Source organism: Buchananella sp. 14KM1171, assembly GCF_041380365.1.
Taxonomy (GTDB): domain Bacteria; phylum Actinomycetota; class Actinomycetes; order Actinomycetales; family Actinomycetaceae; genus Buchananella; species Buchananella felis.
Window position 1 is genome coordinate 890,284 of sequence record NZ_CP159981.1, and the last position, 13,241, is coordinate 903,524.

A 13,241-nucleotide genomic window follows, 5' to 3' on the forward strand; every position below is an offset into this window, starting at 1 on the left:
TGGGCTTTCCCGCCACGGTCTTGCCCGTCGGCTTAGCGGTTCCGACCAAAAGGGGCGGGGGTCGTGGCGACTAACCAGTCGCCACGACCCCCGCTCACTGCCGCCCGCTCACGGGCGGGTGACTACTAGCCCTTGCGGCGGCGCATGCCGATCAGCAGGGCGCCACCGGCCAGCAGGGCCAGCGCGGCGCTACCGACCACGATCGCATCGCTACCGGTCTTGGCCAGCTTGCCGCCCTTGCCCTTGCCCGGGGTCGGGGTGCTGGGGGTCGCCGACGGCGCCGGGGTGGGCACGATCACCTTGGTGTAGGTGTTCTCGAAGGCGACCGCAGCGACCTCGCCCTTGGCGGGCAGGACGACGCTCTGGTCGGCCGGCTTGGCCAGGTTGAAGCCCGCGATCTGCGCGGAGGCCGTGTCCTCGCTCACCGTGCAGGAGGTGCCCACGCGGAAGTCCTTGCCCACGGGCACGGCCACGCCGTCGCCCTTAGCGACCACGGTGCCGGACTCGGTGCCACAGGTCCAGTTGAACTTGAACTCCTTGCCCGCCGCGTCCGCCGGCGCGCCGGCGACGGTCTTGGCCACGGAGAAGGTGGACATGTGGGCGGTGTAGGTGTTGGTGGCCGTCACCTCGAGCTTGGCGCCCTTGGCGACGTCGAACTCCACCTTGTTGCCGTCGGTGGCGGTGCCGTCCACGGAGAAGGCGGTGGCCAGGTCCGTGTTTGCGATGGCCGCGTCCGCCTCGGTCAGCGTGCACTTGCCCACCGGCACGTCGGTCACGCGCATCATGGAGCCCGGGGTCAGGGCGAAGTCAGCCTTCTCCTCGGTGCCGTCAATGCCGGTGCACACGTAGGAGAAGTTGAAGGACTTGTCCTTGGCCAGGTCAGCGCCGGTGCCCGCCACGGCCTTCGAGACGGTGAAGCCGCCCAGGTCGCGGGAGTAGGCGTTAGCGAAAGTAACCTCGGTGTTGGCGTCCTTGGCGACCTCGATGGTCTGCGCCTCCGGGGCGGTCAGGGTGTAGCCGACGATTGCGGCCTTGTCCGAGTCCTCAGTGACGGTGCAGGAGGTGCCCACCGGGAAGTTCTTGCCCACGGGCACGGCCACGCCGTCACCCTTAGCGACCACGGTGCCAGTCTCGGCGCCACAGGTGTAGTTGAAGGTGAAGTCCTTCGTGGCGGCCGACGCCGGGGCACCCGTGACGTTCTTGACCACGGAGAAGGTGCCCAGGTGCTTGGTGTAGGTGTTGGTGACCTCCACCGCCGCGTTCTGGCCCTTCAGGACCGGAACCCCGATGAACTCGGTGGTGACGGCGGTGCCATCCACGGTGGAGGAAACCACCAGGTCGGCGTTGGCAATGCCGGCGTCCGCCTCGGCAATGGCGCAAGCACCCACGGGGACGTCGGTGACAACCAGCGGGGTGCCGGCCGTGACGGTGACGTCGCGCTGAATCTCGGTGCCGTCCAGGCCACGGCAGGCGTAGGTGAAGGCAAACTCCTTGCCGGCCACCATGTCCGCGCCGGTACCAGCCACGCGCTTGGTGAGGGTGAAGCCACCCATGTCGCGCGAGTAGGTGTTGACGAAGGTGACCTCCGTGCCGGTGGCACCCTCCGCGATCTGAATGGTCTGCGCCTCCGGGGCGGTCAGGGTGTAGCCGGCGATGTTGGCAGTCGTAGCGTCCTCGCCGATGGTGCAGGAGGTGCCCACCGGGAAGTTCTTGCCCACGGCCACGGCCACGCCGTCACCCTTAGCGACCACGGTGCCGGTCTCGGCGCCACAGGTGTAGTTGAAGGTGAAGTCCTTCGTGGCGGCCGACGCCGGGGCACCCGCGACGTTCTTGACCACGGAGAAGGTGCCGACCTTGCGGCTGTAGGCGTTCGTGAAGGAAACCGCGACCGTGGTGTCCTTCGCGATCGTCACGGTCTGCGGGGCCGGGACGCTCAGGTTGTAGCCGCCGATGATGGCGCCCTGGGCGTTCTCCGTCACGCGGCAGCTGGTGCCGACGCGGAAGTTCTTGCCCGCAGCCACGGCGACGCCGTTGCCCTTGGTGGTGATGGTGCCACGCTCGGCGCCACACACGTAGTCGAAGGTGAAGTCCTTGTCAGCGGGCTCCACGCCGGTGACCGTCTTGGCCACGGAGAAGGTGCCCACGTGGGCCGTGTAGGTGTTCGTCGCGGCCACGGTGGTCTTGGCGCCCTTGGCGACAGCGAACTCTACGGTCGCGGCGTCGGTCTTGGTCCCACCCACGTCGAAGGAGGTGGCCAGGTCCGTGTTCGCCACGTCGCCGCCCGTCTCGGTCAGCGAGCAGCGGCCGGCGGCAACGTCGTTCACCACGTGGGTGGCGCCGGCGGCCAGCGTGAAGTTGCCCTGCGTCTGCGCGCCAGCGGCGTCGGTGCAGGTATAGGCGAAGTTGAACTGCTTGCCGGCAGCCAGGTCCGCGCCGTCACCGGCAACGGCCTTGCTCACCTCGAAGGAACCGGCGTCACGAGAGTAGGCGTTGGTGAAAACGGCCTCCATCTCGGTGTCAGCCACGATCTCCACCGTCTGGGCCGGCGGGGCAACCAGGGAGTAACCGGGCACGGCAGCGGAGGCCGCGTTCTCAGTCACGGTGCAGGAGGACAGGGACGGGAACTCGCGGTTCACCGCCACGGCCACGCCGTCACCCTTCACAGTCACGGAACCGGTGGTGCCGCCACAGTCGTAGTCGAACACGAAGTCCTTGGCCTCGGCCACGCCCTGCGGCAGGCCGGTGGCGGTCTTCTTCACCTTGAAGGTGCCCATGTCCTGTACGTAGGTGTTGGTCATGACAACCGGAACCGGGTCGCCTGCCACAACCTCCACCTGGGCCGGGGCCGGCGGGGTGAGGGTGTAGCCGGCAAAGATCGCGTCAGCAGCGTTCTCCGTCACCGTGCAAGTGGTGCCCGGCAGGAACCGCGCGGTGGACTCCGCCGGGGTGCCGTTGCCGTTCGCGGTCAGGGAGCCGGTCTGGCCGTCGCTGCAGCGGTAGTCGAAGGTGAAGTCGTGGTTCTGCGCCTCAGCCGGCGTTCCCACCAGTGCCTTCTTCACCGCGATCGGGAACTTCGGCAGGGAGGCAAGGCGGTTGGTCAGCTTCACCGGCACGATCGCCTCGCTGACGATCGTCAGCTCGTTGGTGCGCTTACCACCAACCTCGAAGCCAAAGCCGTCCCAGCGGTAGCCGTCCGGCGCGGCGGCCGGGTTGACCTGCTCGCTCAGCACGATCCGGGTACCGGCGGGGAAGGTGACCGGAGCGGAGGGACCGTAGAAGGTGACCTTCTTGGCCACCTGGGCCTCCATCGTCAGGGTGCCGGTGAGCTGGTCAGCGTTGAGGGTGCCCGGCGCAGTCCAGTTCGGGTAGGTGGTGTCCGCAGGCGCGGGCAGGGTGTAGGTGGCGTTCACGGTGAACGGCGCGCCTTCCTGCACCAGCGCCGAACCCGGGCCGGCCACGAACTTCGTGATGGAGAAAGTGCCGTAGTTCAGCGACATCGTCACGTCAGAGGTGAACGCGGCCGTGAAGGAACGGGTCAGGTTAGCAGTGCCCTGCGTGCCGTCGGCGACGATGTTGTTGTCGTAGTTGAAGCCGGGCTTCAGCTTGGGCAGCGTCTTGCGGTCCGGCACGTCACACGTGGGGGCCTCCAGCGCACACGCAGAGTACGTGAGGCTGTAGTTGGCGTCAGCGCTGAACGGGCCCGTGATCGAGATGCTGGCCATCTGACCATCGGCGGTGGCCTGGTCCGCCTCCACCTTGATCTCGAAGGTGCCGAAGTCCGGGTTAACGGTTGCGCCGGGAGCGCCGGTGTCCAGCACGGCCTTACGCGGGCCATCCGCGCGGGTGGCCTCCAGGTTCAGCCGCCAGTTCGCCGGACCGAAGAAGCGCTGACCCGAACCGAGCGTGTCGGTGAAGGTAACGGTGTGAACCTGCACGCCGTCAAAGACTCGCGTGTCGTTGGCGTTCTTCAGGTGCTGCCCCAGGCTCTTGCCGTGAGCACCGAAGCCCAGCGGCACGTTGTAGTCCACGGTCGTACTGCCCGAGCCAATACCGGTGGAACCCTTGGCGAACTGCGACGGGGTAAAGGTGAACGGGTTGAGGATCTTGGCCTTGATACCGCCCACGCCGGGCAGGTCCGCCTGGACCACGCCGGGGGTGCCGGAGAACTCAAAGGGCAGGGTGTCGCTGGTGGTGGCCTCCGCAGCAGAGAGCTTCACGGTGGCGTTACCGGTGATGTTGTCCCAGCCACCGGTCACGAGCTCCTGCGCCTTGGCGTTGAAGGTGCACTCGACCTTGAACTCGGTGACAAGGCACGAAGCGATCGTGGTGTCAGGCGTGCCGTCCTTGGGCTGGTGGTCCACCTGGAGCGGGACGGTCCCCAGACCGCCGGCGCTGGTGATCGCCGCCTTCAGCTGCGGGGGCAGGGTGACAGAGAAGGAGTCTCCCTCCGCCAGGGGGCTGCCCTTCGCCAGCGCCCAGCTGAACGACAACCGCGCGGTGTCCTGCACCGTCAGCTGCGTGGTGTCAGTGGGAAGAACGGGCTCGCCACTCGCATCCAGCTTCTGGATCCTGATGTTAGAGAAAGAAATGTTGGGGTTCACGGCGGCGCTTGCCGGCGCCGCGCCCCAGATCACTCCGACCGCTACGACAGCGATAGCTGCCAGCAGAGCCAGAACACGAGTCGAGGTGCGCTGCATCAACGACGCCCCTGATCTTTCGCTCATTGCTTGCCTTTCGAACAACACGCCGGGGAGCACGGTGACTTCCCGGCCGAACCGAAAGGACTATACGGGGCTAAACAACGGCCCTAAAGGGCTTGGAGGCGGGCGCGCGGACTCTAGGGGCGCTGGGCCCTGAAGACCATTTTCGGCGCCCCTGCCGCCACCGACATACTTTTTCGATACATCGCCACGAGGAACGTTGAGAACACGTGGCGATTTGTCAAGCCCACACCATCAACCTGTGGACAAAGCACAAAACCGGTGCCACCAGGAGCCCCCACGGGATCAATAGTGACGTTTCTCACGCTTCAGTTCTCGATATGGCGGCGGCGCCACATCGCGCCGCAACCAAGCGAAATGCTAACCCGCAACCGGCGATACATCGAGACTATTGCAAATGTTATGCGCGCCACATCGGAAGGGTGCGGGCCCGCCCTCCTCGCCTCCGGGCGCCGCGACTGGGAGACCTGCACAGCCGCCTGGCGCCGGGGCCGCGCCGCCACGAGGCGCCCCCGGCCCCCGGAGACCGGCGGGTCCACCCCGCGCCGCACTCGTGCGAACGGTCAACGCGCCACCGACCCCGCCCCCGGCCCCCAGCCGCCTGCGTAGCCACCGCTGCGGAAACCGGCAACCGCCCGGCACTACGCTCCCCGCACTCCCCGCTTGCGCAAACGACTGAGGGCTTAGTGCACCTCTCGTGGGGTTGATCCACCGGTCGTGGGCTTAGTGAACCTCTCGAGGGCCTACCCGAGCGGGTAACCCCTCAATCGGTGTACTAAGCCCGCAAGAGCTGCACCAAAAGCTCAAAAGGTCGGATAACCCCTCAACCGGTTGCGCAATACCCGCTGCACAGCACCCTGGGCGCCGCGCTCCGCCGCGGCACCCAGGGCGGGGCACTGCCAGTACGCCGCCGAGCTCCCCGCACTCCCCCGCTTGCGCAAACGATTGAGCCTTTAGCCGACTCGTCGGGCCTTTGTTGCAGCGTTTGCGCCTTTATGCGACCTTTTGCGCCGTTACGGCCTGCCCTAGCGCACCAACTGCTGCAACAACGGCTCAGGAGGTACAAGAAAGCCTCAACTGGTCGCACAAAGGCCCGAGAGGTTGCGCAGCTGACCAAGCCACCCCAACCGCACCGCGCTGGGCCGTCCCGAACCGCAACCCGCAGGCACACCCCGAACCCCGCCACGCCGCGCGGTGCCGAACCGACGCCCCACCGCCCCGCACCACCCAAACCGCACCCTGCGGGCATGACGGAAGGGGCGCCCGGGAGGATTTCCTCCCGGGCGCCCCTTCTTCCGCTCTTGCCCTATGCCTTAGCGGGTCTCGCGGTGCGCGGTCTTAGCGTTGCAACGCGGGCAGTACTTGTTGATCTCAAGACGATCCGGCGTGTTGCGGCGGTTCTTCTTGGTGATGTAGTTGCGCTCCTTGCAGCCGCTGCAAGCCAGCGTGATCTTGGGGCGCACATCCGCGGACTTCGAAGCCACGATTCCTCACTTCTTTCAAAATCCGGCCGTATGGCCACTGTTGTCTACTTCAGTAGTAGCGAGGGCGGGGCTTGAACCCGCGACCTCACGATTATGAGTCGTGCGCTCTGACCAGCTGAGCTACCCCGCCACGTTGAGTTCTTCCCCCAGCGCGCTGGGGGCAAACTCAGAGCCCCGAAAGGGAATCGAACCCTTGACCTTCTCCTTACCATGGAGACGCTCTGCCGACTGAGCTATCGGGGCGGCGAGCAGAAACCTTACCGGACTTCTTTGGCATTTGCCAAATCGGAACTGTGTGGTTCCCGCCATACTCTGAACTTGCGTTCTGGGCGACGAACTTGCGCTCGTCAACTCCGGCGAACCGGAGCTTGGTGGCAGGTGAGGGATTCGAACCCCCGAAGCTTGCGCGACTGATTTACAGTCAGTTCCCTTTGGCCACTCGGGTAACCTGCCAGGCGCGGATGACTTTACAGAAGCCGGGGCGCTTTTGCCAACCGGAGATGCCGTGAGCCGCCTCACCCGCGCCGCGCCGAGCCCTGTTTTCCGCGCAATTTTCCCGTTTTCAGGCCACAATGGTGCCCGGACTGGAACTGGATCACTCTACCGAGAAGGAGCCCTCATGGCCGCCGATTCCTCTTTCGACATCGTCTCCAAGGTTGACCGCCAGGAGGTGGACAACGCGGTGAATCAGACCGCGAAGGAGATCTCTACCCGCTACGACTTCAAGGGCGTGGGCGCGTCGATCACGCTGGCGGGCGACACTGTGACGATGGTCGCGAACTCCGCCGAGCGTGTGAAGGCGATCGTGGACGTGCTGGAGACCAAGCTGTTCCGCCGGGGCGTTTCCCTGAAGGCCCTGGACCTGGGTGACGGCGAGCCGAAGGCTTCCGGCAAGGAGTATCGCCTGGCCGGCGCGATCCGGGAGGGCTTGACGCAGGAGGTGGCCAAGAAGATCACGAAGACGATCCGCGACGAGGGCCCCAAGGGCGTCAAGGCGTTGATCCAGGGCGACGAGGTGCGCGTGTCTTCCAAGTCCCGCGATGACCTGCAGGCCGTGATCGCGCTGCTGAAGTCTCGCGATTTCGACGCCGCGCTGCAGTTCGTGAACTACCGCTGAGCGCGCTAGGCGCCCCCTAGGTGACCTCTGGGTGGCCGACGTCCCTCCCGCCACACTCCCCCACCGCCCGCCCGGCGGTTGGCCGCGAGGGACGACGCCCCACCCACCCCACCTTCCGGGACGCCCGCCCGGCAACTGACCGCAGGCGCCCGACTCAAACTGATGGGCCCGCAACCGACATGGTTGCGGGCCCATCAGTTTCGCGCCGGGTTACAGCAGGGGGCCGTCCCAGTCCTGGCCGCGAGAGATCGCGGTCATGGCCTCGCGGGAGACCACCTTGACGCGCTCGCGCCCGGCGGCCTGACCCAGCTTGCGCTCGTAGTCGTCGAGGGTGATCCAGCCGTCGGAGGTGGTGTACTCCACGCCCTTCTCCTCCAGCCAGGGCAGCAGCGTGGCCGCGCCGTGCCGCTCCGCGCCGTCCCCGGCCACCACGCCGGCGTCGACGTCGGCCAGCAGGTTGGCGATGGTCTCCTGGGCGTCGGACTTGGTGGAGCCGATCAGGCCCACGGGGCCGCGCTTGATCCAACCGGTGGCGTACAGCCCGGGCACGGTCTGCGCGCCCTCCTCGGGGCCGGTGAGCACGCGGCCGCCCGCGTTGGGCACCAAGCCGCGCTTGGGGTCGTAGGGAACGCCCGCCACGGGCGAGGAGAAGTAGCCGATGGCGCGGTAGACCTGGGAGACGGGCCAGTCGGTCATCTCGCCGGTGCCCTCCACGTTGCCGTCGCCGGTCAGGCGGGTGCGCTCGGTGCGCAGGCCCACCACGCGTCCGTCCTGCCCCAGCACCTCGACGGGGGACTCGAAGAGGTGGATGTGGATGCGGCGCGGGGCGGTGCGCTCCTCGTCCTCCACCATGGCGTAGTCGGTGAGGGTCTTGACGACCATCTTGGTCTGCTTGGAGGCGGCGATGGCGGCCTGGGAGCCCTCGTCGAACTCCATGTCCTCCTCGCGCACCACCACGTCCACGCCGGGCACGTGGCCCAGTTCGCGCAGCTCGAGCGGGGTGAACTTCACCTGGGCGGGGCCGCGCCGGCCAAAGACGTGCACGTCGGTGACCTGCTTGCGGCGCAGCACGGCCTCCACGTTGGCGGGGATCTCGGTGACCATCAGGTCCTCGACGTCCTTGGCCAGGATGCGCGCCACGTCCAGTCCCACGTTGCCCACGCCCAGCACGGCGACGTGCTCGCCCTCGATGCTCCACTCGCGCGGGTAGTCGGGGTGGCCGTCGTACCAGGCCACGAAGTCGGCGGCGCCGTGGCAGCCCTCCAGGTCCACGCCGGGGATGTTGAGGGGCGCGTCGAGGTCGGAGCCGGTGGCGATGATGACGGCGTCGTAGTGCTCGCGCAGTTGCTCGATGGTGACGTCCTTGCCGACCTCGACGTTGCCGACCAGGTGCACCTCTCCCTTGGCGATGATGCCGTAGAGGGCGTTGATGATCTGCTTGATGCGCGGGTGGTCGGGGGCCACGCCGTAGCGCACCAGGCCGTAGGGGGCGGGCAGGCGCTCGAAGATGTCGATCTTCACCTCGCGCCCGGACTTGGACAGGATGTCCGCCGCGTAGATTCCGGCGGGGCCTGCGCCCACCACGGCCACGTTCAATACGCTCATTGGGGTCCTTTGCTGGGTTTTCCTGCCTGGCATCTTAGCCGGGCCTAACCGGGCCCCTTAGGGGCCGTAGACGTGACGTTGCGCCACACAGTGCTTTAGTCGGCGCGCGGTTTGAGGGCGCCACGCCGCCACCATCGGCCGCAGCGCGCCGCACTGCCCACCCGCGTGGGTTCGGGTGGCCGACGCTGCCGCCCCGGCCGCTCCTAGGCCGTGCGCTCCACCGAGTAGCGGGCAAACTCGCGCAGCGAGTCCACCACCTCGCCGGCCGGCAGGGCGGCGAGCTCGGCGACGGCCTCGTCGGCCCACTGGCGCGCCATCGCGGCGGTGCGGGCGGTGACGTCGTGCTCACGCAGGGCCTTGACCACGCCGGCCAGGTGGGCGTCGTCGTGCAAATCGCCCTCCAGGGCGGCCAGGATCTTTTGCCCGTCGGCGTCCAGGGTGCCGGCGCGCTGGGCGGCGCGCAGCAGCAGGACGGGCATGGTGTCCACGCCCTCGCGCAGGTCGGTACCGGCCACCTTGCCGGTGTCGGCGTCGGACAGGTCGATCACGTCGTCGGCCAGCTGGAAGGCCACGCCCACCTTGTCGCCGTACTCGGCCAGGGCCGGGCCGTATTCGGGGGCGCCGGCCTCCTCCGCGCCGAAGCGGGCGGCCAGGGCCACCAGGGAGCCGGTCTTGTCCGCCAGCACCTGGAGGTAGAACGCCACCGGGTCGGCGTCGCCGCGCGGCCCGATCGTCTCGTTGAGCTGGCCCCGGCACAGCCGCTCGAAGGTTTCTGCGTGAAGCATTACTGCGGCCGGCCCGAGCTGGGCAGTCAGCCGCGAGGCACGCGCGAACAGCACGTCCCCGGCCAGGATCGCCACCGAGTTACCCCACAGGCGGTGCACGGTCGGGGCGCCGCGCCGCACGGGGGCGGCGTCCATGACGTCATCGTGGTAGAGCGTGGCAAGGTGGGTCAGCTCGACGGACAGGGCCGCGTCCATGACCAGCTCACGGCGCGCCGGGTCAGCAAAGCTGCCCAGCCGCGCCGTGAGTAGGGTCAACGCGGGGCGCATGCGCTTGCCACCTGCCGCGCGCAGGTGCCCGGTCACCTCGCTGATGACCGGATCCGCGTCCTTGACCAGCTCCGTTAGACGATCCTCCACCTCCTTGAGGTCAGCAAGGAGGTCGTCACTGAACGGGCTGGTTACTGTCATGGGAGCAAGAATGCCGCATTTTCCAGCCAAGCGATAACCGGAGCCGGGTAAACACCCAAAATCACGGTCGCGGCGGCGGTCAACGCGAGGGCCACCAGGGCCGGTCCCTCCACCTTCACGCCCACCACGCGCTCGCTCTGGGCGGGCGTGAAGTACATGAGCAGGATCAGGCGGACGTAGAAGTAGGCGGTGGCGGCCGAGCACAGGATGGCCACGACCACCAGGCCGGTGGCGCCGCCGGCGATACCGGCGGAGAAGGCCAGGTACTTGCCCAGGAAGCCCGCCGTGAGCGGGATGCCCGCGAAGGAGAGCAGGAACAGGCTCATCAGGGCCGCCAGCACCGGGTGGCGCTGGCCCAGGCCCGCCCACTGGTTCATGTTGGTGGCCTCGCCCAGCACGTTACCGTCCGCGTCCACCTCGCGCACCAGGTAGATCACCGCGAAGGCGCCCACCGAGGCCAGGCCGTAGGCCAGGAGGTAGAACAGGGAGGCCGCGATTCCCTGCTGCTGCATGGAGAACACGGCGATCAGGATGAAACCGGCGTGCGCCACGGAGGAGTAGGCCAGCATGCGCTTGACGTCGCTCTGTACCACACCCATGACGGTGCCGACCACCATGGTGGTGATGGCGACGATCCAGATCAGCGGGGTGAGGTCCCAGCCGCGAGAGATGCCCACCACGTAGAAGAAACGCACCAGCGCGAACGTGGCGGCGGCCTTGGTGCCGGCCGCCATGAAGCCGGTGATCGGGGTGGGGGCGCCCTGGTAGACGTCCGGGGTCCAGGAGTGGAACGGGGCCGCGCCGATCTTGAACAGCAGGCCCACCGTGACCAGCACGATGCCGCCCAGCAGCAGCTCGTCCGGGCCGTTGCCCGGGTAGGGCGCCACCGTGAAGGCGGACAGGCGCAGGGAGCCGGCGTAGCCGTACAGGAAGGCGATACCCATCAGGGTGAACGCGGAGGCGAAGGCACCCAGCAGGAAGTACTTCAGCGCGGCCTCCTGGCTGAGCAGGCGGCGCCGGCGCGCCATCGCGGTGAGCACGTACAGCGGCAGGGAGAGCACCTCCAGGGCCACGAACAGCGTCACGAACGTGCCGGCCACCGGGAAGGCCATCATGCCGCCCAGCGCGAACAGCACCAGCGGGAACAGCTCGGTCTGCACCAGGCCGGCGCGCTGGGAGGCGGTCTCCTGGGCGCTGCCCGGGCGGTCGGCCGCGTGGGCCACGAATGCGCCGTCCCCAGCGGCGGTGCGGTCGGCGATCACCAGGAGGGCCACGAAACCGCACAGCGCGATGATGGCCTGCGCGGCCAGGCCGGCCGGGTCCTCAATGAAGGCACCGCCCACCAGCTCCTGCGGCATGATCCGGTCGGTGCCGGGGGCCACGTCGAGCCAGCGCAGGGCGATCGCCACCAGGGAGCCCAGCACGGCGCCGATCGAGAGCACCAGCTGGACGGGGCGGCGCAGGCGCGGCCCAACGAAGGCCTCCACCAGCACGCCCACCACGCCTGCCAGCAGCACGATCAGCAGCGGGCTGAGCGCGGCCCACTGGATCTCAGGGGCTACAAATGCGTTCACTGGTTGGTTCCTTCCTGCGCATTAACTGCGACGGAGTCGTCGGTCAGGTGCACGGACACATGCTCGGTGACGGGCTCCAGGTAACGGATGGTGTGGTTAGGCTGCACGCCCACCCAGGCGATGAGCGCTACCAGCGGGGCGATCGCGGCGATCTCGATGCCGCGCAGGTCGCTCAGCTTGGTGCCCACCTTGGCCTCCTCCTTCGGGCCGGTGAAGACCTTCTGGTAGGGCCACAGGATGTAGAGGGCACTAAGCACCACGCCGCCCATGGCCACCACGCCGGCCCACAGCTGGGTGGACAGGGTACCCATGAGCACCAGGTACTCCGGCACGAAGCCGGACAGGCCGGGCAGGGCGATGGAGGCCAGGCCGCCGAACAGCCACAGGCCGGCCAGTACCGGGGTGACGCGCTGCATGCCACGGTAGTCCTCGATCTTCTGCGTGCCCGCGCGGCGCGTGAGGAAGCCGGTGAGCAGGAACATGATGGCGATGGACAGGCCGTGGGCCACCATGTAGAGCATGGCGCCGGTCAGGGCCGCCGTGTTGCCCACGTAGATGCCCAGCACGATGAAGCCGAAGTGGCTGATCGAGGTGTAGGAGACCAAGCGCATCAGGTCCTTCTGGCCGATCGCCATGATGGCTCCGTAGATCACCGAGACCAGCGCCAGCACGATGATGACCGGAGCGGCCCAGCGGGAGGCCTCCGGGAACAGCGGCAGGCACAGCACGATCATGCCGTAGGTGCCGATCTTGTCCAGGATGCCCACCAGGATCGCGGAGACGCCGGGGTGGGCCTGCTCTGCGGTGTCCGGCAGCCAGGTGTGCACGGGCACCATCGGCGCCTTGATCGCAAAGGCCAGGAAGAAGGTCAGGAAGATCCAGCGCGCGGCCGTGCCCGTCACGGGCGCCGCGGTCAGCGTGGAGAGCAGGAAGGCGTGCTCGCCGCCCGGGCCCATCACGCCCAGGGCGACCACACCGCCCAGCATGACCAGTCCACCGAACAGGCTCACCAGCAGGAACTTCAAAGCCGCGTAACGCCGGCGCGGGCCGCCGTAGTTACCGACCAGGAAGTAGCCGGGCACCAGCATGGCCTCGAAGGCCAGGTAGAACAGGAAGACGTCCTGCGCGGTGAAGATCAAGACGATGAAGGACTCCAGCGCCAGGGTGAGGGCCACGAAGCCGGTGCGCCTGCGCGCCGCCTGCTCGTCATCGCCCGCGAAGTCGTTCCAGGCGGCCAGCATGACCACCGGGACCAGCACGGCGGCCAGGACCACCATCGCCAGGCCCAGGCCGTTCACGCCCAGCGCCCAGGACACCCCGATCTGGGGGATCCAGGCGTAGGTCTCCGCCAACTGAACCGGGGCGAAGGCGGCAACGTCGTACATCGCCACGGCGTAGGCCGCCAGGCCAAGCGTGGCCAGGGCGAACGCCATGCCGATGGAGCGGCCGCAGCGCGCCAGGGGGCGCACCAGCCACAGGAGCAGCGCGCCGACCAGCGGCAGCGCCACCATCAGGGAGAGAAGAGGCCAAGTAGATTCCATGTTCTT

General features: G+C 67.9%; 7 protein-coding genes and 3 tRNA genes. 1 reads left to right on the forward strand and 9 read right to left on the reverse strand.

Going from position 1 to position 13,241, the window contains the following annotated elements; genetic code table 11:
• Positions 1-125 precede the first annotated feature (125 nt).
• The 5 genes from ABYF38_RS03600 to ABYF38_RS03620 all read right to left on the reverse strand — a co-directional run bounded on the left by ABYF38_RS03600 (position 126) and on the right by ABYF38_RS03620 (position 6,658).
• Positions 126-4,724, reverse strand: coding sequence for a DUF5979 domain-containing protein (locus ABYF38_RS03600; protein WP_371152779.1), 4,599 nt, complete (start codon positions 4,722-4,724; stop codon positions 126-128).
• 1,310 nt (positions 4,725-6,034) lie between these two features.
• A complete protein-coding gene (gene rpmG, locus ABYF38_RS03605; RefSeq protein WP_371152780.1) occupies positions 6,035-6,205 on the reverse strand; it encodes a 50S ribosomal protein L33 in 171 nt (56 codons plus the stop codon).
• Positions 6,206-6,261: 56 nt separating this feature from the next.
• Positions 6,262-6,335 (reverse strand) — tRNA-Met (locus ABYF38_RS03610).
• A 40-nt stretch (positions 6,336-6,375) separates the two neighbouring features.
• Positions 6,376-6,448: transfer RNA gene (locus ABYF38_RS03615), tRNA-Thr, on the reverse strand.
• Between the two features lie 126 nt (positions 6,449-6,574).
• A tRNA-Tyr gene (locus tag ABYF38_RS03620) sits at positions 6,575-6,658 on the reverse strand.
• 166 nt (positions 6,659-6,824) lie between these two features.
• Between ABYF38_RS03620 and ABYF38_RS03625 the strand changes: the two genes are divergently transcribed.
• Entirely contained in the window at positions 6,825-7,322 is a 498-nt protein-coding gene (locus tag ABYF38_RS03625; RefSeq protein WP_371152781.1) for a YajQ family cyclic di-GMP-binding protein, read from the forward strand.
• 210 nt (positions 7,323-7,532) lie between these two features.
• Here the strand turns inward: ABYF38_RS03625 and ABYF38_RS03630 are convergent, their stop codons facing one another.
• The 4 genes from ABYF38_RS03630 to ABYF38_RS03645 form a co-directional block, all read right to left on the reverse strand.
• The gene (locus ABYF38_RS03630; RefSeq protein ID WP_371152782.1) at positions 7,533-8,927 is read right to left on the reverse strand and encodes an FAD-dependent oxidoreductase; all 1,395 of its coding nucleotides are present in this window, start codon (positions 8,925-8,927) and stop codon (positions 7,533-7,535) included.
• A gap of 203 nt (positions 8,928-9,130) precedes the next feature.
• Complete coding sequence (locus tag ABYF38_RS03635; RefSeq protein WP_371152783.1) at positions 9,131-10,120, reverse strand: polyprenyl synthetase family protein; 990 nt, start codon at positions 10,118-10,120, stop codon at positions 9,131-9,133.
• Positions 10,117-11,694 carry an NADH-quinone oxidoreductase subunit NuoN gene (gene nuoN / locus ABYF38_RS03640; RefSeq protein ID WP_371152784.1) on the reverse strand — a complete coding sequence of 526 codons (1,578 nt, stop codon included), beginning with the start codon at positions 11,692-11,694 and terminating at the stop codon, positions 10,117-10,119. The genes ABYF38_RS03635 and nuoN overlap by 4 nt, the downstream gene beginning before the upstream one ends.
• Positions 11,691-13,235, reverse strand: a complete 1,545-nt coding sequence (locus tag ABYF38_RS03645) for an NADH-quinone oxidoreductase subunit M (RefSeq protein ID WP_371152785.1) — start codon at positions 13,233-13,235, stop codon at positions 11,691-11,693. Before ABYF38_RS03645 ends, nuoN begins: the two co-directional genes overlap by 4 nt.
• Positions 13,236-13,241 lie beyond the last annotated feature (6 nt).

Bases quoted from the DNA above. Each gene is read 5' to 3' on its own strand.
- ABYF38_RS03635 (WP_371152783.1), bottom strand. From the start codon at position 10,120: ATGACAGTAACCAGCCCGTTCAGTGACGACCTCCTTGCTGACCTCAAG.
- ABYF38_RS03625 (WP_371152781.1), top strand. From the start codon at position 6,825: ATGGCCGCCGATTCCTCTTTCGACATCGTCTCCAAGGTTGACCGCCAG.
- ABYF38_RS03645 (WP_371152785.1), bottom strand. From the start codon at position 13,235: ATGGAATCTACTTGGCCTCTTCTCTCCCTGATGGTGGCGCTGCCGCTG.
- ABYF38_RS03600 (WP_371152779.1), bottom strand. From the start codon at position 4,724: ATGAGCGAAAGATCAGGGGCGTCGTTGATGCAGCGCACCTCGACTCGT.
- ABYF38_RS03630 (WP_371152782.1), bottom strand. From the start codon at position 8,927: ATGAGCGTATTGAACGTGGCCGTGGTGGGCGCAGGCCCCGCCGGAATC.